The sequence below is a fragment of the Ktedonobacterales bacterium genome (assembly GCA_036557285.1).
Classification (GTDB): domain Bacteria; phylum Chloroflexota; class Ktedonobacteria; order Ktedonobacterales; family DATBGS01; genus DATBHW01.
In genome coordinates this window covers 32,364-58,117 of record DATBHW010000047.1, presented here as the reverse complement: position 1 = coordinate 58,117, position 25,754 = coordinate 32,364, and the positions used below count along the sequence as shown (strand labels likewise).

The 25,754-nt window shown below is 63.5% G+C and carries 22 protein-coding genes; 11 read left to right on the top strand and 11 right to left on the bottom strand.

Annotated elements, in window-relative coordinates; translation table 11 throughout:
• Nucleotides 1-25: 25 nt before the first annotated feature.
• Both VH599_14340 and VH599_14335 read right to left on the bottom strand, forming a co-directional pair.
• Entirely contained in the window at nt 26-871 is an 846-nt protein-coding gene (locus VH599_14340; GenBank protein ID HEY7349491.1) for a heavy metal-binding domain-containing protein, read from the bottom strand.
• A gap of 31 nt (nt 872-902) precedes the next feature.
• Nucleotides 903-1,853: a heavy metal-binding domain-containing protein gene (locus tag VH599_14335; protein ID HEY7349490.1), complete on the bottom strand. Its 951-nt coding sequence runs from the start codon at nt 1,851-1,853 to the stop codon at nt 903-905.
• A 480-nt stretch (nt 1,854-2,333) separates the two neighbouring features.
• Between VH599_14335 and VH599_14330 the strand changes: the two genes are divergently transcribed.
• Nucleotides 2,334-3,548, top strand: a complete 1,215-nt coding sequence (locus VH599_14330; protein HEY7349489.1) for a hypothetical protein — start codon at nt 2,334-2,336, stop codon at nt 3,546-3,548.
• On the opposite strand, the gene VH599_14325 is transcribed toward VH599_14330, so the two are convergent.
• The 7 genes from VH599_14325 to VH599_14295 all read right to left on the bottom strand — a co-directional run bounded on the left by VH599_14325 (nt 3,536) and on the right by VH599_14295 (nt 13,100).
• Entirely contained in the window at nt 3,536-6,217 is a 2,682-nt protein-coding gene (locus VH599_14325) for an ATP-binding protein (GenBank protein ID HEY7349488.1), read from the bottom strand. The genes VH599_14330 and VH599_14325 overlap by 13 nt on opposite strands.
• A 137-nt stretch (nt 6,218-6,354) precedes the next feature.
• Complete coding sequence (locus VH599_14320; GenBank protein HEY7349487.1) at nt 6,355-6,615, bottom strand: hypothetical protein; 261 nt, start codon at nt 6,613-6,615, stop codon at nt 6,355-6,357.
• Nucleotide 6,616: 1 nt separating this feature from the next.
• Entirely contained in the window at nt 6,617-8,083 is a 1,467-nt protein-coding gene (gene gcvPB / locus VH599_14315; GenBank protein HEY7349486.1) for an aminomethyl-transferring glycine dehydrogenase subunit GcvPB, read from the bottom strand.
• Nucleotides 8,084-8,296: 213 nt separating this feature from the next.
• The gene (gene gcvPA, locus VH599_14310) at nt 8,297-9,673 is read right to left on the bottom strand and encodes an aminomethyl-transferring glycine dehydrogenase subunit GcvPA (GenBank protein HEY7349485.1); all 1,377 of its coding nucleotides are present in this window, start codon (nt 9,671-9,673) and stop codon (nt 8,297-8,299) included.
• A gap of 31 nt (nt 9,674-9,704) precedes the next feature.
• Nucleotides 9,705-10,103: a glycine cleavage system protein GcvH gene (gcvH, locus tag VH599_14305; GenBank protein HEY7349484.1), complete on the bottom strand. Its 399-nt coding sequence runs from the start codon at nt 10,101-10,103 to the stop codon at nt 9,705-9,707.
• 52 nt (nt 10,104-10,155) lie between these two features.
• A complete protein-coding gene (gene gcvT, locus VH599_14300) occupies nt 10,156-11,280 on the bottom strand; it encodes a glycine cleavage system aminomethyltransferase GcvT (GenBank protein ID HEY7349483.1) in 1,125 nt (374 codons plus the stop codon).
• A gap of 539 nt (nt 11,281-11,819) precedes the next feature.
• The gene (locus VH599_14295; protein HEY7349482.1) at nt 11,820-13,100 is read right to left on the bottom strand and encodes an alkaline phosphatase family protein; all 1,281 of its coding nucleotides are present in this window, start codon (nt 13,098-13,100) and stop codon (nt 11,820-11,822) included.
• A 105-nt stretch (nt 13,101-13,205) separates the two neighbouring features.
• Here VH599_14295 and VH599_14290 point away from each other — a divergent pair, with 105 nt between their 5' ends.
• Nucleotides 13,206-14,060, top strand: coding sequence for an alpha/beta fold hydrolase (locus VH599_14290; protein HEY7349481.1), 855 nt, complete (start codon nt 13,206-13,208; stop codon nt 14,058-14,060).
• Here the strand turns inward: VH599_14290 and VH599_14285 are convergent.
• A complete protein-coding gene (locus VH599_14285; protein ID HEY7349480.1) occupies nt 14,043-14,567 on the bottom strand; it encodes a hypothetical protein in 525 nt (174 codons plus the stop codon). The two genes, VH599_14290 and VH599_14285, sit on opposite strands and share 18 nt — an antisense overlap.
• Between VH599_14285 and VH599_14280 the strand changes: the two genes are divergently transcribed.
• The 6 genes from VH599_14280 (at nt 14,536) to VH599_14255 (ending at nt 20,908) form a co-directional block, all read left to right on the top strand.
• Nucleotides 14,536-14,841: a hypothetical protein gene (locus VH599_14280; GenBank protein HEY7349479.1), complete on the top strand. Its 306-nt coding sequence runs from the start codon at nt 14,536-14,538 to the stop codon at nt 14,839-14,841. The genes VH599_14285 and VH599_14280 overlap by 32 nt on opposite strands.
• A 61-nt stretch (nt 14,842-14,902) precedes the next feature.
• Nucleotides 14,903-15,424: a hypothetical protein gene (locus VH599_14275; GenBank protein HEY7349478.1), complete on the top strand. Its 522-nt coding sequence runs from the start codon at nt 14,903-14,905 to the stop codon at nt 15,422-15,424.
• Between the two features lie 279 nt (nt 15,425-15,703).
• Nucleotides 15,704-18,202 carry a hypothetical protein gene (locus tag VH599_14270; protein HEY7349477.1) on the top strand — a complete coding sequence of 833 codons (2,499 nt, stop codon included), beginning with the start codon at nt 15,704-15,706 and terminating at the stop codon, nt 18,200-18,202.
• A gap of 28 nt (nt 18,203-18,230) precedes the next feature.
• Nucleotides 18,231-19,052 (top strand): alpha/beta fold hydrolase, encoded by an 822-nt coding sequence (locus VH599_14265; GenBank protein ID HEY7349476.1) that lies wholly within the window; start codon nt 18,231-18,233, stop codon nt 19,050-19,052.
• Nucleotides 19,053-19,274: 222 nt separating this feature from the next.
• Nucleotides 19,275-19,904, top strand: a complete 630-nt coding sequence (locus tag VH599_14260; protein ID HEY7349475.1) for an RNA polymerase sigma factor — start codon at nt 19,275-19,277, stop codon at nt 19,902-19,904.
• Nucleotides 19,901-20,908: a hypothetical protein gene (locus VH599_14255; GenBank protein HEY7349474.1), complete on the top strand. Its 1,008-nt coding sequence runs from the start codon at nt 19,901-19,903 to the stop codon at nt 20,906-20,908. The genes VH599_14260 and VH599_14255 overlap by 4 nt, the downstream gene beginning before the upstream one ends.
• A gap of 277 nt (nt 20,909-21,185) precedes the next feature.
• Here VH599_14255 and VH599_14250 read toward each other — a convergent pair whose 3' ends face one another.
• The gene (locus VH599_14250) at nt 21,186-22,217 is read right to left on the bottom strand and encodes a GAF domain-containing protein (GenBank protein HEY7349473.1); all 1,032 of its coding nucleotides are present in this window, start codon (nt 22,215-22,217) and stop codon (nt 21,186-21,188) included.
• A gap of 332 nt (nt 22,218-22,549) precedes the next feature.
• On the opposite strand from VH599_14250, the gene VH599_14245 reads away from it, so the two are divergent.
• From VH599_14245 to VH599_14235, 3 genes are all read left to right on the top strand, one after another.
• Nucleotides 22,550-23,242, top strand: coding sequence for a hypothetical protein (locus tag VH599_14245; GenBank protein HEY7349472.1), 693 nt, complete (start codon nt 22,550-22,552; stop codon nt 23,240-23,242).
• A 46-nt stretch (nt 23,243-23,288) separates the two neighbouring features.
• Nucleotides 23,289-23,498, top strand: coding sequence for a hypothetical protein (locus VH599_14240; protein HEY7349471.1), 210 nt, complete (start codon nt 23,289-23,291; stop codon nt 23,496-23,498).
• Nucleotides 23,499-23,795: 297 nt separating this feature from the next.
• Nucleotides 23,796-25,742, top strand: a complete 1,947-nt coding sequence (locus VH599_14235) for a serine/threonine-protein kinase (protein HEY7349470.1) — start codon at nt 23,796-23,798, stop codon at nt 25,740-25,742.
• The last annotated feature ends 12 nt before the right edge of the window (nt 25,743-25,754 follow it).

The window sequence follows — 25,754 nt, the reverse complement described above, 5'->3', positions numbered from 1 at the left end:
GGTGTATGCCAGGGGTCCGCCTTCGTTAATCGTCCAGGCTGAGGACGAGCTGCGGTGGCGCGATGATGTGATCGGCGCGGGTCTGGATGACGCCGGTACCGACGGCGAAGTATTCAATGACATGGCTACCCCAGCCGTGTGACTTTTCGTGAATCTGCGCGCCCACGATGCCTTCGGCGCGCAGCGCGGTGGCCTCGGCCTGCATGCGCTCCATTGCCAGTTCGCGGGCGTCGTAGAGCGCCTGGGTGTAGTTGGTCATCTCGACGTTGTTGCCCACCGTCTTGAACCACTGGCCCAGCCCCTGATGCGCGACGTGATAGACGCATGATCCCATCACGAGGCCGACGGGCATATAGCCAGCCTGGATGAGCGTGTAAAAGTCCTGGCCGGACAGGTCGCTGGTGAAGGGCATGCCCTTGATGGTGCGGTGATTTTTGCCGTCGTGGCTGCGCACCGCGGTGCCAATGGCGAGGAACTCGGCCAGGTGCTGGCCCCACTCGTAGCGGCCCACTTCCAGGCGCACCCCCACGATGCCATCCGCGCCCAGGGTGTTGGCCTCTTCCTCCATGCGCGTCATCGCCAGTTCGCGGGCGTGGTACATGGCCTGCGACAACACGGTCATCTCCTGGTTGCGCATCATGTTGGCGAATTGATAGCCGATATGATAGATGCTGGAGCCGACGACCAGCCCCACTGGATCGAAGCCCGCTGCCTTGACCAGCAGAAACTCGTTGATCGAAAGGTCGCTGGTAAAGAGGCCGCCCTTACCAGGGGCGCTGCGCATGCGCTGCAAGCGTTCCAGCGCGTGCTTGGGCAATCCCTCCATTGGACCGCCGGGCTGCGCTGCCTGTATTTCTACCTCATCTGCCATAGTGCTGCTCCTTCGTTACGTATCCCGTACCTTATTCGATGCTTGGGGGATAATCTTCGAGATCAACGACCAGACGTGGCCTGGGGACTTCGTGGCGCTCGCTGATGGCGGCGACAGTGGTGCCGAAGGCAAAGAACTCGATAATGTAATCTTCAATGGCCTCAGATTCGTTGCTATAGGGTCTTCTGCGATAGGCGGTTACTTCTTTCACTTTCATGTGAATATCGGAGCCGATGACGCCATCGGCGTGAACCCGGCGCGCGTCGTCGGCCATGCGCGAAAAAGCCAGGTGGCGGGCGCGATAGACGCCCTGGGTGTAGGCTCCCATCTCCTGGTTTGTCCAACTGCGTTTGGCATATTCATCGTTCCAGGTGGTGGCGATGTAATAGGCGACACAGCCCATCGCCAGCGTAACCGGGACATAGCCCGCGTGCAGCACCTTGAGGAACTCCTGGCCGGAAAGGTCGCTGGTAAAGGGGAGGGGCAGTTCGCCCTGCCAGTTGCGCAGGCGCACCGCTGTGCCGAGCGCGCTAAACTCCAGCAGGTTCGCGCCCCACTCGTATTCTTTGTGTTCCAGCCGGACGCCGATGACGCCATGCGCGCCCAGGGCGCTGGCCTCCTGCAAGAGCCGCCCCAACGCCAGGCTGCGGGCGTGGTACAGCGCCTGCGAGAAGGAGGTGATTTCGCCGGTGCTGTTATAGGACCACGAGCCGACCTGATAAGCCATGCGGTAGATGGAGGAGCCGAAGACCTGGCTGATCGGCTCGAAGTTGACCGAGCGGCTGGCGAGCAATTCGCTGACGGACAGGTCGCTGGTCCAGATTTTAGGGCGACCATCCGGCCCGCGCTCTTGCCTCAGCCGTTCCTGCGCCCGGATGGGCAGCCCGCCGCGTTCCAGCGAGGCGACACTGGCGGCGTCGCGCGCTTCGGCAGCCTCGCGTGCGGCTTGCTGTTCCGGCGTCTCTTTGTTAAAGAGCGACATAGGTTTGACCTGCCTCTTCCTGTTGTGCTACGACCTGAACCCATCATACCAATATTGTCTACGTGGGGCAATGGGCAGAGTTTCGCCGGTTCCACCACACAGGAGATGTTGGCAAGCGAGGCATGGTACTTGTAGCGCCGCCTTCCAGGCGGCCCCCGCTGCGCCAGGGCGAGCGCTCGCCTTTCAGGCCAACGTGCCAGCAGGCCAGCGTTGAGCTGCCAGGATGGCGGCGCTACAAGTGGCGTCTGCCCTCCAGCGCCATGTACAGGCAAGCCAGTGGCGAGCCGCCGGGACGGCGGCGCTACCAGTGGCGAGCCGCCAAGATGGCGGCGCTACCAGTGGCGCCCTCCGATAGTTGGTGGAATCAGGTTCGCCGCCGGACTTGCCTGTTTTGCTCAGTCGTTATAAAATAGGGCAGCATTCTTCAGGGGAGATCAGAGGTCTGGCAAAGACCCCTGATGCGGAAAGGAACATCGGGCGATGGGATCTAATCAGCCAGGCAGGGCGTCAGAGGTGTCTGTTCAGCAGCTTTCTCGACAGGTCCAGATGGCGGTCACAGAGGCGCTGCGCACGCTCGATACGGCAAAGGCAGTCGATCCGGCGGGCCAGGAAGAGGTGGAGAGCCTGCGGAGCGTCGTCTGGTCAGACTTGACGGGACTGGAGGCTGAGTTTGACCGTGAGGAGGGTCCGCGTTCTGAGCTTCTGGAACGGTTCTTCAGCCACCTGCTGAGCAGCGGCGATCATATTGGGCAGATAGAGGGGCTGGCCGGGGCGCTGCTGGGTGGAGCGCCTCCGCCCAGTAAACCGGAACCAGATAGCCCGGTTGCCGGTCTTTTCCGGCTGCACAGCGCGCTCGCCAGCATTCGCCGCCAGTGGCAGGAGATCGCCTCTTCAGCGCCAAGCCAGCCTGCTCCTGCTAAGGCTGCTCCCGCCGTAGCTTCTACCCCTGTTGCGATGCCCCCAAGGAGGGAAGCGGCCAGGCCAGAGAGGAACGACTTTTTTGATGAGATGGGTTTGCCGCCTCCAAAGCAGGAGATGGCTGTGGACCCGCCAGGGCGCGGGCGAGCGCCGGTTGAACGCCCATCAGCGCCGCCCGCGCGCCAGAGGGTAGCGGACCGGCTGTTGGACGAGTTGGGCCTGGGCAGCCTCAATGGACCGGGCCGGATGTCGGACGGTGAAGCACCTCGGCCACGAGTAGTTGTGAGCTTTGTGATGGTGTTTGTGATCCTGGGGATTATGGCGGGGGGGGTCATTTATCTGGGGCTGAGTTCCAGCCCACAGGAAAGCTCTGGCATCGAGCCATCGGCTATTCCCACGTTTTCGCTTACGCTGCCAACGATCACGCCGCAGCCCACAGCGACGCTCAGCGCCGACCCTCCTCAATTACGAGTAACAGGGAACCCGCTCATCGTTCCCTGCCCCGGTAAGGGGAGCAGCGGCTTTATCCTCAAAAATGTTGGCGGGAAGACGCTTGCCTGGTCGGCCAGGGTGAATCCGGTGGGCAATTCTGCGAAACCAGTGTCGCTGGACCACTCCAACGGCAGCCTCTTTGGGCCACCGAACAGCGGAACAGATGAGGTGACTGTCAAGGTGACGGCAAGTGTGGGCAATATTGATGGCACGATCACGATTACGACGAACGCCTCTGGAAAAGACGGAACGGCGCAGATTGCTTATCATATTCACGGCTGTTGATTCACGGCTGTTGGGGCGTCTCCCAGCGCCTGTGCTGGCACAGGCGCCAGCGGCAGGGTAAACCAGAAGGTGGACCCCTGGCCTGGGATGCTCTTGACTCCCACCTTTCCGTGATGGCGCGCGATCATCATCTTACTAATGTACAGCCCCAGCCCCAGCCCGATGCCCGATCCGCTTTTCACCTCGATGCCGGGGACGCGATGAAAGAGTTCCCAGACACGCGCCTGTTCCGCCGGAGAGATGCCTTGCCCGTGGTCACGCACCCAGACGCATGCCTGCCGCCCTTCGATACGCAGCCCAACCTCGACAGGTTGGTCAGATTGAGAGTATTTCAGGGCATTGGTCAGGTAGTTGGTGAGGACTTGCGCAATCCGGTTCGGGTCCGCCAGCGCCTGGAGAGGCGCGTCCGGGGGTAGCTCTAGCTTGATGATGCGGTCCGGGTGGGCTAGCTGCTCCTCCTCAACCATCTCGCGCACCAGCGCGCTCAGGTTGCACACTTCGACGTGCATCTCCAGCTTGCCGGTGCGAATGCGCGACAGATCGATCAGGTCATCGAGCAGGTGAGTCAGCCGCCGGATTTGTTGATCAGTGACCTGGAGGCCGCGCTCCTGGCGCTGGAGGAGGCTCTGGAGGCGATCCGGGCTGATCTGGTCGTCGGAGGCCGGGCGCTCGATGCGCTTGAGCAGCAGTTGGATGCCGATCTTAATGGAGGTGACGGGGGTGCGGAGTTCGTGGCTGATGACGCTGAGGAATTCGTCCATCCGCTGGGTTGCTTCTTGCAAGGCCAGCACTTTCACCTGCGCCTCTCCCCGCTCGCGCATCAGCCGCTCGCGCTCCAGAACCAGCGCGCCCAGTTGGCTGACAGCGCCCGCCAGAGCGATCTCTTCGCTGGTAAAGGAATGCGGGACGCTGCCGTAATCCAGACCCAGGATGCCGATTAATCGCTCGCCGATGCGTATTGGCGCGACCAGCACCGTTTGGGTGTTGTAAGGATTGGGCTTGCCCTGGTAGGGAGGCTCCGACCTATTGACGATGACGATCTCTCCGGCATGCAGGCGCGACGAGGGGGTTGGGTCGCGGGCTGCGCTGAGCGGTATTTTCTGCTGCTCGGTCCACAAGCGCAGTTCCTCTTCCGGGTTTAGCCCGACAGCGGCAATAGGGCGTTCGAGTTCGGTCTCCGGTTCAATCGCCAGGATGCCCACGCGCTGGCAGCCCAGGACGCGACGGGTGAGTTCAACCAGGCGTTGGGCTGCCTCGTTGGGCGGCGGCGTGGCGTTTTGTTCACCAGGGAGGAAGGCAGGCGGAACCTGTGCCAGCGCCTCTGCCATGAGCAGCAGCGATTCCAATGCTTCTTGTGTCCGTCGTTCCAGCCGCCGTCGCTCGGTCACGTCGCTGTAGAGGCAAACGATTCCGGCCACCTGCCCGTTTTGCGTGCGGATGGGCGCACCACTCACATTGAGTTCCATCTCATTTCCATCGAGCAGCCGCACGAGGATGTCGGGCGCATTGGAGCCGGTCAAAACCTCGCTGCGCAAGGCGCGGAACTGGGGCCAGTCAGCCTGGGGCAGCGGAGCGCCGCGCTCATCGCGCAGCCCGCCTGCCCTTTCGAGGCGTTCCGGCAGGGTCAGGGTAGCTGTATCAAGCGGCGTGATGCGGGCGAGCATGGCCTGTCCAGCCGGGTTCATACGCAGAATCCGCCCTTCGGTGTCGTAAACCATCACGCCATCGGCAATAGCCTCGAAGATGGCTTCAAGTTCGCTGGCCCGTTTTGCCGCCTCGCTTTCGGCATGCCGCAGGGCAGAGATGTCATGGACAACGATTACGACGTTCTCCACCCGGCCCTGGTCGTCGAATAAGGGCGCGGCGCTCATCGTACACGGATGCTCTTGGCCCTTGCCGCGATAAGACAATTCCACGCTTTCGATGGTTTCGCCCTTGAGCGCCCTGGCGAGAGGCAGTTCTTCAACGGTTAAAGGGGCGCCTGAAGAGGTACGTACTGCGTAGACCTGTGGCATGTGCGCCATGGGAGGCTGTTCGTCCGCCGATCCAATATTCAGCCGCCCCTTGCGATTGAGCCAGACGATGTTTCCCTGCGCATCGTGGAGGGAGACCCCATCGGGCATGGCTTCCAGAACCGTCTCCAGTCGGGCGCGTTCTTTCTCCAGCGAGGCGGCCAGGGTTTGCGCGTTCCGGCGCGCCCGTTCGGTCTGGCTCGCCAGGGCGCTGATGACCGAACCGGCCAGGAGGTAAAGCGCGACGCCAATCACTTCGCTGCCAGTATGGAGAATCCAGTTGAGCGACGGAGGCAAAACGACGAACTCTATGAGGAGAGCGCCAATGATGGTTGCTACCACGCTTGGACCCGCGCCCCAGGAAAGCGCGATCACTGCAACGCCCAGCATGGAGAGGACGCTCTGGAAAACATAGGCGGGGAAGACTTTCTCCAGCAGCAGCGTGAGGGTAATGGCAGCCCCTTGCAAGAGAAGAGCCGCCAGGATGCCCCAAAGGGGATGCCCCCAGCGTTCGCCCAGCCAGGCCGGGGCAAAGGTGTTCACGCGGAACCAGCGCGCCACTGCCAGCCAAAAGCGCCGCGTGGGTTTGTCTGGCATGCCCTTTTTGTTGTCCAGGGGAGGCGGGGAGTTCGATTCGGATTGGCGCACGATGTTCATGAGAATCTCTCGGAGGTGTCCTGTCTCCGCTGCGCGTTGACAAAGACCAGAACCCGGAAGCTTTTTTTCTGGTCAGCCTCATCAGTACAGCATGCCTCCAGGCTCCTGCCTGGAAGTATGGCTTCTCTGGGAGTCCGTCAGCAATTCTCGTGCCGATTCAGGGCCGTTATCCAGGACCCCCTTGAAGAAGGGCGTTTTACTGGCAGCGCCGCCAGGGACGGCGGCGGTACAGGCGGGGTGGGGAGCGCCTGTACCGCCAGCCTCCGTGCTGGCGCAACGTTGGCCGGCTGGTCAGGTGGTCTGGAGGGCGAACGTTGGCCCTGGCGCAGCGGGTTGGCCGCCAGGGACGGCGGCGGTACAGGCAGAGGCCGCCTGGAAGGCGGCGCTACCAGTGGCATGTCAGGCTCCTAGCCAGCACAGGTCGGGCTTGCGGGCGGCCTGCGTTTGGTCGAGACGGCCAACGGGGGTGTGGTGCGGCGCTTCGCGGAGGATGGCGGGGTTGGTCTGTGCCTCCTCTGCGATCTGGCGCATGACCGCGATAAAGTTGTCCAGCGTTTCTTTGGTCTCTGTCTCCGTCGGCTCGATCATCAGGGCTTCGGGAACGATCAGGGGGAAGTAGATGGTCGGCGGATGGATGTTGAAGTCTATGAGCCGCTTGGCAACGTCTGTCGCGTGGACATCGTACTCCTCGCGCTGGCGGCGGGACGACAGCACGCATTCGTGCATGCAGGCGCGATCATAGGGCAGTTCGTAGACATCCTTGAGCGCGTGCATGATGTAGTTGGCGTTGAGGACGGCGCTGTCGCTGACATGCCGCAGGCCGTCGGGGCCATGAAAGCGAATATAGGTGTAGGCGCGCACGAGCGCCAGGAAGTTGCCGTAGTTGGCGCGCACGCGGCCAATGGATGGCGCGCCAGCTTCTTCCCAATAATAGCCCTGTTCGTTCTTTGCGGGCAGCGGGCCGGGCAGGAAGGGGACGAGATGCGCTTTGACGCCGATGGGGCCAGCGCCAGGGCCGCCGCCGCCATGCGGCACGCTGCACGTCTTGTGCAGGTTGAGGTGGACGACATCGAAGCCCATGTCGCCGGGGCGCGTGATGCCCAGGATGGCGTTCGCGTTCGCGCCGTCATAATAGAGCTGACCGCCCGCTTCATGCACCATGCGAGCAATCGTCTCGATGTTCTCGTCGAAGACGCCCAGGGTGTTCGGGTTGGTCATCATGATGCCGGCCACTTCGCTGCCGCGCTCGGCCAGGACGGCTTTGAGCGCGGCTATGTCCATATTGCCGCGCCGGTCAGAGGGGACTTCGACGGTCAGGTAGTCTGCCAGGGTGGCGCTGGCGGGATTGGTGCCATGCGCGTTGTCGGGAATGAGGATGATATTGCGCCTGGTGTCGCCGCGACTCTGGTGATAGGCTTTGATGACCATCAGGCCGGTGATTTCGCCATGCGCGCCGGCAGCGGGCTGGAGCGTGAAGCGCGTCATGCCCGCGATCTCGCAGAGGTACTGTTCTAGCTCGTAGAGCAGTTGGATGGCTCCCTGCGCTGTAGATTCATCCTGGGCAGGATGGATGCGGGCAAAGCCGGGCAGCGCCTGCATCTCTTCGTTGATCTTGGGGTTGTATTTCATGGTGCAGGAGCCGAGGGGATAGAAGATCGAGTCTACGCCGACGTTGCGCTGCGAGAGGTGGGTGTAGTGGCGCACCAGTTCGATCTCGCTGACTTCGGGCAGTGGGGCGGGCGTCTTGCGCTGGAGGGCCGCCGGAATGAGATCATCTATGGGCTGTTCGGGTACGTCCAGGGCGGGCAGGGTTGCGCCGCGCCGACCCAGCGCGCCGATCTCGAAAATGAGCGGTTCGGTACTCATGAGAGAGACTCCTTGATAATAAGCAATAGCAAGCCCTCAATAACAGGCGCGAGCGCGGCGTTCGCGTGCAGCGCCGCACCCTCCCCCGCCCGCGCCAGCACGGAGGCTGGCGGTACAGGCGACCTCTGCCTGTACCGCCGCCGTCCCTGGCGGCGAGTCGTTGGCCGCCTGGAAGGCGGCGCTACAAGTGGCTGGCCGCCCGTAGGCGCGATTTTAACCGCCAGCAACCCCCGCCGTCTGCGTGATCCTCGCCAGGGCATCCACAAATTGATCGATCTCGTCTCTGGTGCGTGTCTCGGTCACGCAGAAGAGGGCTACGTTCTCCAGTTCTGGATAGGCTTTGTCCAGCCCATAGCCGCCGATGAAGCCCTGCTCGATGAGCCGCCGATTCAGGTCGCGGACGGGCATCGGGCAGCGCATGGCAAACTCATCGAAGAAAGGACTGGTAAAAGCCGGTTGGAACCCCGGAACCTCGCTGATGCGCTGATAGGCGTAGTGCGCTTTCTGGAGCGATTGCCTGGCCGCGTCCTGAAAGCCCGCTTTGCCCACCGAGGCCAGATAGACCGTCGCGGCCAGCGCCACCAGCGCCTGATTCGTGCAGATATTCGATGTGGCGCGCTCGCGGCGGATGTGCTGCTCGCGTGTCTGAAGCGTGAGGACATAGCCGGTCTGGCCGTGAGTATCAACCGTCTTGCCCGCCAGGCGGCCCGGCATGCGGCGCATATATTCGTTCCTGGCGGCGAAGAAGCCCACGCCGGGGCCGCCGTAGCTGACGGGATTGCCCAGCGCCATGCCTTCGCCCACCGCCAGATCAGCGCCGTAATGGCCCGGCGCTTCCAGCACGCCCAGCGAGAACGGCTCGCTGATGGCGACGACAAAGAGCGCCTTGCCTTTGTGGGTGATCGCTTCGATGGCCTGTGTGTCTTCCAGCGCGCCAAAGAAGTTGGGCTGCTGGATGATCACGGCGGCGGTGTCTCTTTCGACCGCAGCGTCCAGCGCCTTCAGATCGGTAGCGCCGGTCTGTTGATCGAAGCCAACCTCTTTGATCTCGTAGCCGCGCGCGTGCGCGTAGGTGTGCGCCAGGGCGCGATACTGCGGATCAACGGCGCGAGAGATAACCACCGTACCCCGGCCTGTGGGGCCGACAGCAAGCTGGGCAGCTTCGGCAACGGCGGTTGAGCCGTCGTAGAGGGAGGCGTTGGCGATGTCCAGGCCGGTCAACTGGCACATCAACGTCTGGAACTCGTAGATAGCCTGGAGGATACCCTGGCTAACTTCCGGTTGGTAGGGCGTGTAGGAGGTGTAAAACTCGGAGCGTTTGACCAGATGGGGGACGACCGCCGGGATGTAGTGGTCGTAGATGCCCGCGCCCAGGAAGCCGGGCGCGCGGTCCAGGTCGCTGTTTTTGGCGGCCATCCTGCCAAGAATGCGGCGCAGTTCCAGTTCGCTCGCGCCCGGCGGCAGGTTCAGCGGGCGGTTGAGCCGCAGGCTTTTGGGGATGCTTTGCAGCAGGTCTTCGATGCTGTCTGCGCCCAGGCTGCGTAACATGACCTGCTGATCGGCAGTGGTGTTGGGAACATAGGTGTTCATATGATCTACTCCGTCGGAAACCCACGCCAGCCTAATGCCCGCTCTTGAGAAATTCTTCGTATTGCTCGGCGGTCATGAGCCTGTCCACTTCGGCGGGATCGCTCATTTTGATGACCAGCATCCAGCCGTCGCCATAGGGGTCCGTATTCACCAGTTCGGACTGTTCAGAGAGCTTGTCGTTGACGCGCACGACCTCGCCGCCGACGGGGGCGAAGAGTTCAGAGGTTGCTTTCACCGACTCGATGTCGCCGAAATGCCCGCTCTGCTTCACCTGCTGGCCGACTTTGCTCTGCAAGTCCAGATAGACGACATCGCCCAGCGAGTCCTGGGCGTAATCCGAGATGCCGATCACCGCCTCATCGCCTTCGACACGCACCCATTCGTGGGTGTCGGCGTAGCGCAGGGTAGCGGGATGGATGAGTTTTGCCATGCTGCTTGTCGCTCCTTTCGCCCGTCAGAAACAGGCGTATCATTTGGTCTGATTATCGAGGGCGTTTATAAAATGGCAGGGAGACGACCGCTGCGCCGACCCTCTTGCCGCGAATCTCGACTTCCAGCGCCGTTCCTGCTTTCGCATAGTCAGGCGGGACGTAGCCCATGCCAATCGTCTTATTCAGGCTGGGGCCAAGTGTGCCGCTGGTCAGTTCGCCCACCGGCTGGCCGTCTGCCAGCAGGGCATAGCCTGCGCGTGGCACGCTGCGATCCGTCATCTCGATACCGATCCTCTTGCGCTTCAGCCCTTCCTGCTTCTGGCGTGCCAGTGCTTCGCACCCGATAAAATCAACGCCTTTGTCCAGCTTCACGCTCCAGCCCAGCGCGGCCTCCAGCGGGGTGATCTCTTCGGTCAGTTCGTGTCCATAAAGGCAAAAGCCCGCTTCCAGCCGCAGGGTATCGCGCGCGCCCAGGCCAATCGGCAGCGCGCCGCTGGCCTGTCCGGCCTCCAGAATGACGCGCCATAGCTCCGGGGCATCTGTGGCATGGTGATACAACTCGAAGCCGTCTTCGCCGGTATAGCCGGTGCGCGAGATCAGCGCGGGGATGCCAGCGATGGCTCCGGGGAGGCAATGATAATACGGAATGGCAGCCAGGTCGGTGTCTGCGAGAGGTTGCAGGATGGCCTCGGCCTGCGGTCCCTGGAAGGCAAAGAGGGCGATTTCGTCGGTGGCGTTTTCCAGCGTGGTCAGATCAAAGCTGGTGGCGTGCTGGTTGACCCAGGCCCAGTCTTTGTCGCAGGTGGAAGCGTTGACGACGAGCAGAAAACGCTGCTCAGCCAGGCGATAGAGGGTGCAATCGTCAATAGTCCCACCACTGGGCAGGCAAAGCTGGGTATAGAGCGTCTGATTGATTGCCAGCCTTGCGACGTTGTTCGGCACGAGATGCTGCAAGAAGTCCAGCGCGCCCGGCCCTTCGATGCGGAACTCGCCCATGTGGCTGACATCGAACAACCCGGCGCGGGTGCGAACGGCCTGGTGTTCTTCGATAATGCCGCGATACTGTACCGGCATTTCCCAGCCGCCGAACTCGACCATGCGCCCGCCCGATTCCAGGTGCAGGTCGTAGAGTGGTGTACGCTTCAGCGCGGGAGCAGGCTGCGTTGCGTTGCTCATTACATTCTCCTGGGGTAGCTTGTCGCGTCTTCATAGTTCACCAAGATTCAGCAGCAGCGTTGCTGGCAGGGGGCCATAGGCATAGGGTCTTTTGCGCGCGTAATGCTGATGTTGTTTAGAGTATTATATGGGGGCCAGGGAGTGCTTGTCCAGTAGGCAGGAGTAAGGGGGTTCTACCAAATCTGAGGTGTTGGCAAGCGAGGCATGGTACTTGTAGCGCCGCCATCTTGGCGGCCAACGCTGCGCCTGGCGAGCGTTCGCCCTCCAGGCCACCGGACCAGCAGGCCACCGCTGCGCCAGGGCGAGCTTTCGCCCTGCGGGCCAACACACCAGTAGGCCAGCGTTGAGCCGCCAGGAGGGACGCGCGAGCGACCACCGGGAGCGAGACTGCCGAGGCCCAGCCGAGGCAAGCGGCCCTTCCCGAAGGGAGGCGGCGCTACAAGTACCACGCCTCGCCTGGCAACACCGCATGTTTGGGGGAACTAGAGCGTAGCTGTTCGCCGCCAGGGACGGCGGCGCTACACGCGTATGCTCGCGTGTCAGAGCGGCAAGAGCAGCAGCGGTATCTCCATTTCGTGGGGCGTCAGCCCGCCATGATGCCCAAAGAAGGTCATGTCATAGACGCCTGGCTCCAACCACCAGACCGTTTCCCCCGCGTAGGGCAGAATGACGACGTTGCCCAGGCGGCCTGACAACGCTGGCGATGGTGCCTGTGGCCCGAAGAAGCCCTGCGCGAGCAATTCCTGAACCGGATAGACTTCGGCCTTGCCTGCCAGGCGCTGCTGGAGCAGGGCAAGCGATTCTGCAAGCTGCTCTTCCTGTATATAGAGAAACATGTCGCGTGGGGAGCCTGCCGGGACGATTGGCGCGCCTTGCGCGTTCGTTCTGAAGGCGCGCGCCAGTTCCGGGATCTGGAGATTGAGGTAGCAGGTTGCCAGCGGGTCCACATCCACCTGCCCATGATCGGCGGTCAGGATCAACAGGGCTTTGCCCGCTTTGCCGCGCACCCGCTGGTACAAGCACTGGTCAAGGGCGGTGAGATAGCTTTCGACGGTTTCGTCGAAACGCTTTGAGGTTGGTCCGGCAGCGTGGCCGATGCTGTCAATGCGGTCAAAGTAGAGAAAATAATAGGTCGGGCCTGCGACTCTGGCCGTTACGAGTTCGGCCAGGCTGGAGAACGCTTCTTGAAGCGACGTGTAGGCGTGGAGCGCCGCGCCCCGGCCAACGATCTCGCTGTAGGTCGAGTGGGCGTAGTGATGCCATTGGAAGACATGGGAGGCGACCCCCTGCGCCTGGAGCGATTGGTACAGCGTCTGCTCAGGGAAAAAAGCAGGCGGCGGGACGGCAGAGCGCCGGAGGGTGTCGGGCGTATTTCTATCGCTGCCATAGGCGAAGCGCAGCGGCGAAATGATCGTATCAACGAGCGGCTCGTAATAGTACCATTCATAGACTCCGCTCTGCCCCACGTTCAGGCCGGTATGAATGGTGGTCATATGCGCGGAGGTGGTGGAGGGGAATTGGGAGGTGAGTTTGGAAACCACGCCGTCTGTGATCATCGTCTTGAGGATGCTGTACTGGTCGGCGTAACGCTCGAAGAAGCGCCAGCCAAAGGCGTCAGCAAAGAGAAAAATCACCGTGTCATAGCGGGTGGGCAGATCACCGAAAACATCGGGCGGCAGAGGAGATGGCCCCTGGCCGGTGAGGAGCCGGGCAATGGCTGCGGGCAGGTTGGAGAAGCAATAGGAGTCGTAGAGGGGTTTGACAAATCGTTCAGAGAAGGTCGAACCGTTGACGGCGCTGATTGAAGCGTGATTGAACATTGCGGCGCCTGCTTCCTCTCTTCGGGCAAGGGGATGGGCAAACATGCTGGCGCGTTTGCGCCTCTATCTCTCTAGTAGAGAGTGTACCATAAGAAGGGGCCATTTATGGAGAAGACCTATAGCGAAGAGTTAGTCTGGATTCAGAGTGAAGATGGCATACGGCTCAACGGGGCGGTTATCCGGCCCATCGGACCCAGCAAGCCTGTCGTGGTGGTGCATGTCCCCGGCTGGGACATCAGTTTCGCGCATCCGCTGCACCTGCTGGTCAGCCGGGCGCTGGCTGGTCAGGGTTATGCGTCTGTGACGGGCAATAATCGCGGCTGGGCCTTTGGCGAGATCGTCGAGCAACACGGCGGCTACACGGTCATTGGGGCTGGCTGGGAACGCTTTCAAGATTGCCCGCTGGATATTGGGGCGTGGGTAGATTTCGCGCTGGGCCTTGGGTTTCGGGGTGTCGCGCTGCTGGGGCATAGCCTGGGCAGCGCGAAAATCGTCGCCTATCAAGCGCAGCGCCAGCATCCACAGGTTGCGGGGCTGGTCTGCGCTTCACCTGCGCCGATCACATTCCCGCCTATCGCCGCTGAGGTACGTGCGACAGCGCAGCGGCTGGTTGAGCAAGGGCGCGGCAGCGAACTGCTGCCCTGGGGATCGTTTGGCCCGGATGGCACGCTCAGCGCCCGAACGCTGCTCGATTGGACCCCTGAAGCTCGCGCGGCGCTTGGTATGTTTGGCGTGACGACACCGGAGCCGCTGATTGGGCAGATTCGCTGCCCGCTGCTGCTGTTCTATGGGACCGGGGGAGATGTTGGCGGCGCGCAAGAGCTAGAACGCATTCGGAGCCAGGCGACGGCTGCCAGCCGCGTTGATACCCGACTGTTCGTGGGCGCGAATCACCCGTACAGCGGGCATGAACAGGAGGTAGGCGCGGGCATTGCCGCCTGGTTAGATACGCTGCTCTGATAAGAGGCTGGCGGTTAAAACCGCGCCTGGAGGCGGCACGCCGCCACCAAGTCCCTCTTCAGGGACTCCCCGCCCGCAGCGCGCGCGGCCTTCACTGGTAGCGCCGCCATCCTGGCGGCTGGACGCTGGCTTGCTGGTACGGTGGCCTGGAGGGCGCATGTTCGCCCTGGCGCAGCGTTGAGCCGCCAGGATGGCGGCGGTACAAGTGACGGTGGCCTGGAGGGCGCACGTTCGCCCTGGCGCAGCGGTGGCCGCCGGGACGGCGGCGCTACAAGTGACGGTGGCCTGGAGGGCGCACGCTCGCCCTGGCGCAGCGGTGGGCCGCCGGGACGGCGGCGGTACAGGCGCGGCCCCGATAGGTGGTGGAAACCCAAACGTCCTAAACGCTTGACAGGCGCGAACGCGGTACGGTAGGATAGCAGCAGACGCTCCCTGATGGGAGCGTTGCAGCACATTTCCAGCATGAGAACGGCTGATGCGGTCAGCGTCATATCGCTGCCGCATCATACCCCAGACCTGGGAAGACCAGGAGATGGGGCTGTGTGGGATTGTACCATCCTGGTATGATGGGTCAATCTTCCTGAGCGGCCATCTCCTGGCGGGTTGGGACGCCACGGTGCCGGGTGTGCGAGCGCAGGCGCTGTGTGGGGGCAAAGCTCCCACACAGCGCCTGCGCTGTGTGGGGGCAAAGCTCCCACGCGGCGCTTTCCCTCCGCGCGCTGGCCGGGCGTGGGCCTGTGTGGGGGTGGCCGCTTGTGCCTGGGAGGCGGTGTGTTGGTGATGCGTAGGCAAAGGCAGAAGGAGAACGACCCAGGCGTGGAGCCTTTCGGGAGCGGTGGCAGGTGTATGTCGCCTGGCTGGGGTCGGGCGTGTCGGGCATTCGGCCCGAGGAAGTGCGGCGGACGGTGGGGCCGGTGTGGGCCATGCTGCCCCTGGCGCGGCAGGTGGCAGAGGCGCTTGGCCCCTGGCTGGCGGCATTGCTGGCGGCGCGCCAGGGGCGCGGGCTGGCGGCGCTGAGCGCCGAGGACGAGCAGGAAGTGGCGGAGGTGTTCGCCGCCGAGACGCGGAGGCAGCCCTTCGAGCGGCAGGAGGCGTGGCGCAGTGACGCCTGGCTGGGGTGGCTGCTGGTGGGGGAACTGCGGCGGCTGGTGCAGTTGACCGCAGCGCCAGAGGCGGCAATGCGGCGGCCCGGCTGGCTGGCGTGGGAGGTGCGCTACTGGGCGCTGGCGGTGAGCCTGGTGCGCATCGGGCAGGGGTATGGCGCGCTGGAGCAGCGAGAGGGAGTGGAGGCGGCGCAGCGGCGCTTCAAGGGGGCGCTGGCGCGGGTCTGGCGTCAGGCTGTGCAGACGGAACGGGCCGCCTGAGCGCAGGGGGCTGGCGGTATAGGCGGTAAGCGACTAGCCGCCAGGATGGCGGCGCTACAAGTGACAGCCGCCATCCTGGCGGCTGGACGCTGGCTTGCTGGTACGGTGGCCTGGAGGGCGCACGCTCGCCCTGGCGCAGCGTTGAGCCGCCTGGAAGGCGGCGGTACAAGTGGCAATCCCCGATAGGTACTAGATGCTTGACGGAAGAGGGCTGAGTAGCTAGAATAGCGCCAACCGCTCAGATGGAAAGGGAATACCGCACTCAGAAGAGGCGACCTCATGTCTATTTTTCCTGGTAGATCAGATATGTTCGCTGAGACAGGGGAACCGCCCGATGATGCGCGGCCCTCCGCTGTATCCTCTCCGGCCAGTCGGCTGCCCCTGGCCGGAGGCGTGCTGCTCGCTGTGGTGGCCGAAGGCTTTCTGGCGCTGGCCCTGGCGCTCTCCAGCGGCACGCATTTAGGGCTGGTGGAGCTAGGCGTTCCCATGATTAGCGGGCTTTTTGCGCTGGGAAGCTGCTTACTGGTCAGCGTGGCGTTGCAGGGGCGTGAGCGCGGCGCGTGGGTGCTGCTGGGCCTGGCCTGCCTGGGGGTGCTGGTGGCGCAAGGAACCCGCTTTGTTCCGGCTTCATCCAATACCAATCTCCCCGTAAGCCTGGCGGGAAGCTATCCTTCGGTGGCGAGCCTGGCGCTGATCGTCCAGAGCATCGGATTTTTCCTGGCATTTCTGCTCTTTCCCCCGCCCACGCAGGGTACGAAGGCGCTGACGCGGCTGGGGCGGTTCTTCGATGGCCTGCTGGTGGTTGGCACGGGGATGGCGGCGGTAATCTACTTTGTGCTGGTTCCGCTCGCTCTGGTGACGGATGGCCCGCTGAGCGCCGGGCAGTTGACGACGCTGGCTATCTGTGTCAGTGACCTGCTCCTGCTGGGCGGGCTGACCTTTGCCCTGCGCTCGGTGGGCGCGGGACACAGCCCCCTCTCTAGCGCGCTGGGTATCCTGGGGCTGGCGATGCTGCTGCTGGTCGGCGCTGATTTTGTCAGCATAGTCCAGACGCCTGGTCAACTCGCGCCTTCCAACTCGCCCCTTCAGGCTGTCTGGAACGCTGGCTACCTGGCTGTTGGCCTGGGCGCGCTGCTGCGTCTGCGCGGCGGGGGCCGCAAGTCAGCCGATGAAGAGGAGTCTGCGCTCGATGAGGAAGGCTCTGGCATCTGGATGGCCTTGCCTTTTGCGCTGACCGTTGTGGTGGTGGGCGTTATTCTGGCGCACGCGCTGACCAGGGCCAGCAGCCCCACAGAGATGCTGGTGGCGCTGGTGTGCGCCAGCCTGCTGGTGGCGCTGATTGGCGCGCGCCATCTGGTGAGCCTCTTTGAGTCGCGCCAGGTGGCAGAGCAGCGCCGCGCGCTGGAGCGCGATGTGGCGCTGGCAGAGGAGCGAGTCGATCAGCTGCGCTCCAGTCAGCTTATTCAGGCGCGCGCGCGCCAGGAGAGTCTGAACTACGTGATGGAGACGCTGGCGCGCTTTGGCTACGGCGACTATCAAGCGCGGGTAGGCGCTTTGGACCGCGAACTGACGCCGCTGGCTGATCGCCTGAACGGCTTACTGGAGGGAATGGACCGTCAACTCAATGACCGTGATCGTGGCCGCGAGACGCGCCTGATTCGCGTTTTGACGGATGCGCTGGGGCGATTGGCGCTGGGCGAAATGCACGATTTGCCGGAACTGCCCACGCCCGGCGGCTCTCCGTTGGATGGGCTGATGATGAGCGTCGTGCAGGTGCGCACGCGGCTGATCGGTTTGCAAATGACGGTCCAACAATATGAGGAAGAACATTACCAGGCGCAGCAGCAGTTGGAGGCTGCCCGCCAGGAACTGGAGCAAGAGGCGCAGTTGCAGCGCCAGGCCGCGCAGGAGATGACGCAGACGCTGGAAGGGCACCTGCACTCGGAGCGCCAGGTGGCGCAGGCGACTGAGGAACAATGGAAGCGCGAACGCCAGCGATTGCAGGAGCAGGCGCAAGCCGCTGAGGCGCGTGTGGCGGCGGCTGAGGCTGCGCTGCATACCGTCGAACAGCGGTTGCTCACCGAGCGCCAGATGCACGAGCAGCGTTTGCAGGCCGAGCGCGAGGGGCTGGAGGAACGGCTGCGCAGCGCGCCCAGGGCCGATCCGGCCCAGCTAGCCCAGGTGCGCCAGCACAGCGATCTGCTGATCAGCCAGTTTACCAGGCAGGCTGAGCGGCTGCACACAGCGGCGGCGACGATCCAGACGGCGGCTGAGGTTGCTCAGCGCCTGGCGCGCACCATTCAGGAGACGGCTGCTCTGCCAGAAATCCAGGGCGCGGGCCAGGCGCCCGCTTCGGCTGCGCCCCAGCCGCCCGCTGCGCCTCAGCCAGCGGCGGAGCAGAAGACGGGGCTGAGCGCCTTGCAGATGCTGGAGCGGCTCGCGGGGCTGCGCGCGGGCGATACGACGCCCAGGATGCCTGCCGCCGCGCCTGCATCGGCGGATGCAACCAGGGCGGGAACGGGGAACCTATCGTCAGGCCCGCTGGATGGTCAGGCGCACGAGCGCGTGGCGCGTCGGCTGGGCATGGCCGCATCCCGCGCGGAAGAGATTGCCAACGGCTTGCTGGAACTGGCGCAGCAATGTATTCAGGCGGGCGAAGAGAGCGCGCGCGCCGCCGAAGAGGCCAGGAATCTTCCCGACGATGTAGATGTTCCCAGCATTCCGAGCCTTATTCGGCGTCCTCTGCTGCCCGCGCGGACGCCAAAATCTGGACGTTGACCGGGCGTTTCCACAAGAAGGAGTAACCATGCAGGTCCAAACCCCCTCGAAAGTGATGCTTGCTGGGCGCGCGATGGCCTATGATGAGGTCAGCCCGCCTGACCCCAAAGGGACGGTCTTATTGCTGACGGGCCTTGGCTCGAAGCGGCTGGGGTGGTTTAAGCAGTTGAAGGTCTTTGGGCAGACGTACCGCACGATTGCGCTGGACCACCGCGATACTGGTGATAGCGATCTGGCGTCCGGCCCATACAGCACTGCGGATCAGGCGGATGACGCTGCGGCGGTGCTGAAGGCGCTGGGCGTGGAGCGCGCCCATATCGTGGGCATTTCGATGGGGGGCTTCATCTCGCTGGAACTGACGCTGCGTCATCCGGCGCTGGTGGAAAAGCTGGTGCTGACCGCTACTTCTGCCGGTGGGCCAACCCATGTGCAGCCTGGGCCGGAGATGCTGGCGATGTTGGGGCGGGATCGGCGGGGGATGGACCCTGGCGAAGTGAGCCGCCAGAGCTATACTATGATCATGGCTCCGGGCTACGCCGAGAGTCACCCGGAGGTCATGGAGCGCATTGTCGAAAACGCGCGCTATCGCCCGCAGCCCGCCGAGGCGTATATGCGCCAGTTACAGGCGTGTACGGCACATAATGCCTCTGATCGGCTGGGCCAGATTCACGTCCCGACGCTGGTGGCGCATGGCGAAGTGGACCCGCTGGTTCCGGTGGAGAACGGGAAGTATCTGGCGCAGCATATCCCCGGCGCGCGGCTCATCCTCTATCCCGATACGGGGCATATCCCCATTATCGAGCGCGCCGACGAGTATAACCGCGATGTGCTGGCTTTCCTGGCGAGCTAACTTCCCCCTCCACTATGCTCCTCCGGCGATGCCGCTAGACGCGGCGGTATAGGCGGCTGCCACTTGTAGCACCGCCGAGACGGCGGCGCTACGGATTGGCCGCCGAGACGGCGGCGCTGCACGTAGCGTATCAGTTGGTTTGTAGGGTTTCGTTGCTTTCTTGCGTCAAGGAGAATAGCCAGAAGACATCTATGCGGAAGGCATAGATGCGGGAGGAGCGAGATGTTTCCGTTCGCGCTGAGCGCGATCCCGCCCCCGCTGCCTGATCCTGATGCGTCGGTGACGGCGATGGTGGAGCGGGCGCGGGTTGGAGATCGCGCTGCCTTTACCGCGCTCTTTCATCTGTATAACGCTCCCATCTGTCGCTATCTGGCGCATGTGGTGGGCAACGACGAAGCGGGGCGCGATCTGGCCCAGGAGACGTTCTTTGCAGCCTGGCGCTCCTTACCAGACCTCCGCGATCCCAGTCGTTTTGGTCCCTGGCTCTATCGGATTGCCACGAATCAGGCTCGCTCGTATCTGCGCCAGGGACGGCTGGCGCGCTGGCTGCCCTGGGCCGAACCGGGCGATCCACAGGCGGCCCACTATCCGACCACTGCCGGACCAGAGGCCCAGGTGGGCGAGGCCCAGCAGGTGAGGGCGGCCCTGGAGCAGCTAACGCCGAAATATCGGATGTGTTTGCTCTTGCAGTTGGAGGGCGGCTTTAGCCAGCGCGAGATCGCGCGCCTGCTGCACCTGACCGAAAAGAGCGTCAGCGTCTATGTGAGCCGGGGCCGCGAGGAGTTTCGTCGGGCCTATCAGCGATTGGAGGATGAATCCTCTCACCCCATGAAAGGAGGGTTCGCACGTTGACGCCGCCCCTGCCCCAGCCTTGCCAGCAATGGCGACTGAAGCTGGCTGCCACGCACCCAGCCGACCTGGAGCCAACTGAGCGTGCTGCCCTTGAAGCGCATCTTGCTACGTGCGCGGCGTGCGCGGCGGTCTATGCCGCTTATGCGCGCCTGGACGCCGCTGTTGAGCGTTTACCCGGCCCTGCGCCGCTGGAGGGTTTACCGCCAAAACTGCTGGCCCTGTGGGCCGCCGAGGACCGCCAGAGGCGGAACGAGGCCGCGCCCGTTCCCCTCCCTAGAAGGGAGCTACCTATGCGCCCGTCGTACACCGCCGATACCGAGCCAACGCCTATTTTCCCGGAGCGCCCGGAGCCGCGCCGCTCAACGCGCCGTCTGATCCCAGTGTTGACGACTGTGGCTGCCGTGCTGGTGATCGCTCTGGTGAGCGCCGCGCTGCTGGCAAGCCGCATACATAACTCGTCCAACGGGCAAACCGCCACGCCGGGCGGGACGACGACGACGCCGGTCGCTACGGCTTCAGGGACCGCGAGTATCCCTGCGGGCGGGATACCCGTCACGGTCTATTTCTCGAAGTTCCCGCTCACGACACCGGATGCCGTGTATGCTGTTGATCGCTTCGCGGCATCAACCACAGACATCGAGGCGTTTTCCGTCCAATTGTTGATCGCGGGGCCGACGCCGGAGGAGCGCAGCGAGGGCTACTTCTCGGAACTCAACAGCCTGTTCACGGGGCCATCGAGCGCGGCTTGCGCGGCCCCCAACCCGACAGGCGGGCCAGACTTTCAGTTGAAGCTTAATATGAAGGGGAACAGCGCGGAGCAGGGGACGGCGACGGTGCAGTTCTGCCGCCCAACCAGCAGCCCTGGTGTTGGAGCGGATGCGCGGGTGAAGGCGGAGATCACAGCGACCCTGAAGCAGTTTGCGGGCATCAAAAAGGTGGTGATTCTCCTCCAGAACGGCCACTGCTTCGGCGATGAGAGCGGCGCTGATCCCTGCCTGCAATAGCGAGCCATACTGAGGAGATGGCGCGCCACACCCCGCCCCGCCCGCGCCAGCACGGAGGCTGGCGGTACAGGCGATGGCCTCCTGCCTGTACCGCCGCCGTCCCTGGCGGCGAGCCGCTCGAAAGCGCGGACGCTCGCCCCCAGAGCAACGGACCAGCAGGCCAACGTTGGGCCAGCACGGAGGCTGGCGGTACAGGCCGCCGCCCCGCCCGGGCCAGCACGGAGGCTGGCGGTACAGGCAGCCGCCCTGCCAGGGAGCGGCGGTACGGGTGGCTGGCTCAAAGGATGGGTCCGTCGCGGTTGGCTTGCGCCAGGGCGGGGGCGACAAAGTTGCCCAGGTTGAGCATGGTACCCAGGTCATGTTTGTCGAATGCTTCCGGGCGCGCCAGGGTGATGACTCCCCAAAGCTGGTCCTGCGCGACCAGCGGCACGGCCATCAGCGCGAGGTCTTCTCTGGTCAGCAGGGTATCTGTGACCGGGCCGACAAAGGCCCGCGAGCCAGCGGAGTGCAGCAGGGGGCGGCGCTGGCGCGCCACCCAGGCCGTGACCGATTGAGGGTCGTCCATGTGGATGCGCTGCTCCGCCAGGCGGGCGCTCAGCGTACCCAGTCCGGCTACCCCCCTGAGTTCGTTGGTATCCACCTCATAGCTGAAGAGAACGGCTTCCTCGCAGCGGATGAGCTTCCGAATCCCTGTGGTGGTGAGGCTGAGGATCTGACGCCCATCGTTGGTATTGCTCAGCGCCCGCCCGACTTCCACCACGGTTGTGAGTATCTGCGCCTGTTTGGAGGCGGCTTCTCGCTGCCGCGCCTGGAGGATCGTGGCTGCTGCCAGGTCTGCCAGAGCTTCCAGCAGCTTCAGGTGCGCGCGGTTGAACGCGAGAGGTCTGATGGAGTTAGAGAGCATCAGGGTTCCCAGCACTTCCTGACCGGCCAGCACCGGCACGCTCACCAGCGAGCCAGACGGGGCGGCCCCTGGCGTCTGCATGCGTGGATCGGTGGCTGCCTGATCGACAATCACTGGAGCGCGATGCGCGGCGACCCAGCGGGCAATCGAGGCGTATTCGCGCTGGGAAGGCTGGGGGCCTTCAGGACAATAGGCCACCAGAGGTATCAACCTCTTGCTGGTTGGAGAGAGAACGGTCATCGTTCCCTCGCGCGCGCCGGTCAACGTCACGGCGTTCGCTATGAGCCGCTGGAAGACCGCTTCTAGCTCTTTGGTGGTTTTGCTGCGAGAGCCGCCAGGCGCTCTCCCTCGATTCGGGTCCGCTGGCTCTGGTCGTGGCTCGTGCTGCTGCCTTTGCTCGTTCATGATTGGGAGTATACCTGTCTCGTGCGATGCTGTCAAGCTTTGCTGGTGATCTGCTCAACCAACACTGGCCCTTTTGTCCTACCCGATAAACCTGTATAGCAATGCGCTTGCCAGGCGAGTGCTTCTTGCGGCTTCCTTACCGTCTATACCGTCTATCGAATTGAGGCCGTGTGGCACGCTGGAAGCGCGCGGCCAGCGATGAGGTGAGAGTTAAATCCGCCTGCTTCTTGTGCACTGGCCTTAAGATTGCTACACTGCATGCAGGCGGGCATAGGTAAGAAACCTTCCAGGCGATGCAGATGTGTCTTGTAGCAAAAAGGATGGTGTTGGCTATGCGGAACAGAGCATTTTCCTTCTTCCTGGCGCTCTCCCTGCTGGTATTCGCGGCCTGTGATATTTCGACCGGGCCAGGAGGCAATGCGCCCACCGGCCCCATTGCCAGCGCCAATATCACTCCCGACGATCCCAGTTTTCATGGCTGCCCTGGGACCGGCGATGGCGGCGATACGATCTTAAATACGTTCAAGAACCGCACCGATGAGGGCAATTATGTCAGCGTCTCGCTCGCTGATCTGCTGGCCCTGACCTGGCCGCAGGATACGGAGCGGGTGTCGCATGGCAATTGGTCCGACAGCGAGCGGGCTGAAATTGCCAAATACGAGGGCGCGCCAGTCGAGACGACGGGCTATCTGCTGGATTATAAGCACGAGGGTACGGAATCAACGAACTGCCACGCCTCCGATTACCGCGATTATCATATGTGGCTGGCGGTGAATGCCTCCGATTCGAGGGCGGAATCTATCGTCATTGAAATTACGCCGCGTATGCAGGCGCAGCGCCCAGGCTGGGTGGATGCTCTGAAGGATCTGAAGGGCCAGCATGTGCGCATTAGCGGCTGGCTCCTGTTTGATCAGGAACACCCGGAGCAGCTTGGCAAGACGCGCAAGACGCTCTGGGAGATTCACCCGATTATGCACATTGATCTCGATCAAGGCGGGGGAAACTGGGTTAGCGTTGATAACTGATGCTCAGGCTCACGACATGTGAGCCAGCCGGAAAGGACCAGGGGTCATGCTGAAGGCGGCAGATGTGGCTGTGCGCCTCACGATTGAAGGCGAAGACGAGCCAGCCCACGACTATGCCAGGCTGGCGACAGAGATTGCCCGGCGCGTCATCGAGCTTGGCGTTGCTGCGTATCAAAAAGAGGGGCCATTCAGCATCCAACTTGTCAGCATGAAGGTGCTGGAGGGTTCGGCGGGCGAAGAAGAGGAAGTGTTCTAGCAAAAATGAGGTGTTGGCAAGCGAGGCATGGTACTGGTAGCGCCGCCTTCCAGGCGGCCAACGCTGCGCCAGGGCGAGCGTTCGCCCTCCAGACCACCGTACCAGCAGGCCAGCGTTGAGCCGCCAGGAGGGACGCGCGAGCGACCAACGGGAGCGAGACTGCCGAGGCCCAGGCGAGGCAAGCGGCCCTTCCCGAAGGGGGGCGGCGCTACAAGTGGCGCCCCCCGATAGTTGGTGGAACTAAGAGGAAGTGTCCTCTTGACGCCCTGCCGCGCTGTGGGGTAAGCTCTGCACGTTATGAATCAGCAAGAACAGACTGGCGCTCCTCAAGCGCCTGCCTGGCAATGCAGTAATCCTGCTTGCCAGACGACCTTTGCCACGCCTGTGCAGCAATGCCTGACCTGTGGCGCGCTGCCGAAGGGCGCGCTGCTCAGTGAGCGTTTTCGCATAGAGGCGCTGCTGGGGCGCGGCGGCATGGGCGCGGTGTATCGCGCCAGCGATCTGGCGCTGGGGCGTCTGGTGGCGCTCAAGGTGCTGGCCCCCAACGCGGGGCTGGCGGGCGACGCGCCGAAGGAACTGCGCGCGCGTTTCTTCCGCGAGGCGCGGCTGGCGGCCCAGCTTGACCACCCCAATATCGTGCCGGTGCTGCACTTCGATATTGATGGCCCGCTGGCTTATCTGGTGATGCCGCTGCTGACGGGTGGCACGCTTGGCAGACGTATGCGCCCGAAGCAGCCCGCTGATCCTGTCGTGGCGGCTGCCTGGCTCCATCAGATCGCCGCCGCGCTGGATTTCGCGCACCAGCGCCCTCAGCCGATTGTTCACCGCGATGTGAAGCCCAGCAACCTGCTCTTTCACGAGGATGGTCGGCTGTGCCTGGCCGATTTCGGCATTGCGCGGGTCGTCGCGGGTTCAGAGTCGGGCGAGGCGGCCCACCTGACACGCACAGGCATTGTGATGGGCAGCCTGTCGTATATGGCCCCGGAACAGATCAACGGGCACGCGGTTCCGGCCAGCGATCAATACAGCGCGGGTGTGCTGCTCTATGAACTGCTGGTGGGCGCGCTGCCTTTCGAGGCGTCGGACAGTTATGGGCTGATTATTCAGCAGGTCAGCGCCACACCGCCGCTGCCGAGCGAACACGCGCCCGGCCTGCCGCGTGGGGTTGATGCGGTGGTGATGCGCGCGCTGGAGAAACAGCCGGAAGAGCGTTTCCCGACGGTGGGGGCGCTGGCTGAGGCGTTCGAGGCAACGCTGAGCGGAGCGCCAACGGCGCAGAGCGTCAGGTCGGCCAGGGCGCGCGTCACGCTGCCGGTTGCGCCGCCCCCGCCCTTCGAGCGTGACGATGAGCAGGACGACGATCACCCCTTTGCTGATGATCTGCGCGGCGAGCTTCCAACCCAGGCGGCGACGATCCTGCGGGCCGCGCCTGGAGGATGGGGCGCGCCGCCCTATCAGCCGCCCGGCCCGCCGCGCCGCCGCAACTGGTGGATACCCGCCCTCTTTATCGGGCTGGTGGCGATGCTGGTGTGCGTGGTGGCGCTGGCCGGATTGAGCAGGCTGGGCCAGGGCGCCAACACCCGCATTTCCCAGACGAACACCGCGACGGCGCAATCGCCTACACCAACGGCGACGCCAACCGACGCCGAGCGATATACCCGCCTGTTGGCGGCTGCCGAGAGCAACGACCCCATCCTCCAGCAGAGTCTGCACAGAAACGATCATAAAGGCTGGCACGTCTCTTCGCCGGGATCATTTGCGAACGATGGCCTGCGCCTGCCTACCCGCGCCCTTTTCAAGCGGGATAACAATAATAACACCGTGCCCGCGACGACTGAGCAGCGGCTGGCTTTTTGCGCTGTGGAGGTGACGATTAGTGTCAGCAGCGCCAGCGTGATCTATGGACTGGGCTTTTTCCCCCCTAATGCCGCAGGATACGCCTTGCTTCTCAACGCTGCCGGAGGCTATGCGGTGATGGTGGCCGACCCGAATAATACGAGCCAGGCCCAGGATGAGACGCCAGACGCGCGTCTGGCGCTGACTCCTGATGCACCCGCTGCCCTGGAAGTCATCATTCAGGGCAACCAGTTTGCTATCTTTCTCGATCACACCTTCATCGCCATCGCGCCCTTTTCGCCTGACTATTCCGACGCGTCGGTTTTTGCCCTCTTCAGCGTCGTCAGGAACGACCTGCCGCCTGCCACGGTGCTGTTCAGCAACTTGACGATCTATCCCCTCTCTTAAAGGAGCCAGCCG

Coding starts and splice junctions, on each gene's coding strand:
- VH599_14340 (HEY7349491.1), bottom strand. CDS start 871: ATGGCAGATGAGGTAGAAATACAGGCAGCGCAGCCCGGCGGTCCAATG.
- VH599_14335 (HEY7349490.1), bottom strand. CDS start 1,853: ATGTCGCTCTTTAACAAAGAGACGCCGGAACAGCAAGCCGCACGCGAG.
- VH599_14330 (HEY7349489.1), top strand. CDS start 2,334: ATGGGATCTAATCAGCCAGGCAGGGCGTCAGAGGTGTCTGTTCAGCAG.
- VH599_14325 (HEY7349488.1), bottom strand. CDS start 6,217: ATGAACATCGTGCGCCAATCCGAATCGAACTCCCCGCCTCCCCTGGAC.
- VH599_14320 (HEY7349487.1), bottom strand. CDS start 6,615: ATGCCACTGGTAGCGCCGCCTTCCAGGCGGCCTCTGCCTGTACCGCCG.
- gcvPB (HEY7349486.1), bottom strand. CDS start 8,083: ATGAGTACCGAACCGCTCATTTTCGAGATCGGCGCGCTGGGTCGGCGC.
- gcvPA (HEY7349485.1), bottom strand. CDS start 9,673: ATGAACACCTATGTTCCCAACACCACTGCCGATCAGCAGGTCATGTTA.
- gcvH (HEY7349484.1), bottom strand. CDS start 10,103: ATGGCAAAACTCATCCATCCCGCTACCCTGCGCTACGCCGACACCCAC.
- gcvT (HEY7349483.1), bottom strand. CDS start 11,280: ATGAGCAACGCAACGCAGCCTGCTCCCGCGCTGAAGCGTACACCACTC.
- VH599_14295 (HEY7349482.1), bottom strand. CDS start 13,100: ATGTTCAATCACGCTTCAATCAGCGCCGTCAACGGTTCGACCTTCTCT.
- VH599_14290 (HEY7349481.1), top strand. CDS start 13,206: ATGGAGAAGACCTATAGCGAAGAGTTAGTCTGGATTCAGAGTGAAGAT.
- VH599_14280 (HEY7349479.1), top strand. CDS start 14,536: ATGCGGTCAGCGTCATATCGCTGCCGCATCATACCCCAGACCTGGGAA.
- VH599_14285 (HEY7349480.1), bottom strand. CDS start 14,567: ATGATGCGGCAGCGATATGACGCTGACCGCATCAGCCGTTCTCATGCT.
- VH599_14270 (HEY7349477.1), top strand. CDS start 15,704: ATGTCTATTTTTCCTGGTAGATCAGATATGTTCGCTGAGACAGGGGAA.
- VH599_14265 (HEY7349476.1), top strand. CDS start 18,231: ATGCAGGTCCAAACCCCCTCGAAAGTGATGCTTGCTGGGCGCGCGATG.
- VH599_14260 (HEY7349475.1), top strand. CDS start 19,275: ATGTTTCCGTTCGCGCTGAGCGCGATCCCGCCCCCGCTGCCTGATCCT.
- VH599_14250 (HEY7349473.1), bottom strand. CDS start 22,217: ATGAACGAGCAAAGGCAGCAGCACGAGCCACGACCAGAGCCAGCGGAC.
- VH599_14245 (HEY7349472.1), top strand. CDS start 22,550: ATGCGGAACAGAGCATTTTCCTTCTTCCTGGCGCTCTCCCTGCTGGTA.
- VH599_14240 (HEY7349471.1), top strand. CDS start 23,289: ATGCTGAAGGCGGCAGATGTGGCTGTGCGCCTCACGATTGAAGGCGAA.
- VH599_14235 (HEY7349470.1), top strand. CDS start 23,796: ATGAATCAGCAAGAACAGACTGGCGCTCCTCAAGCGCCTGCCTGGCAA.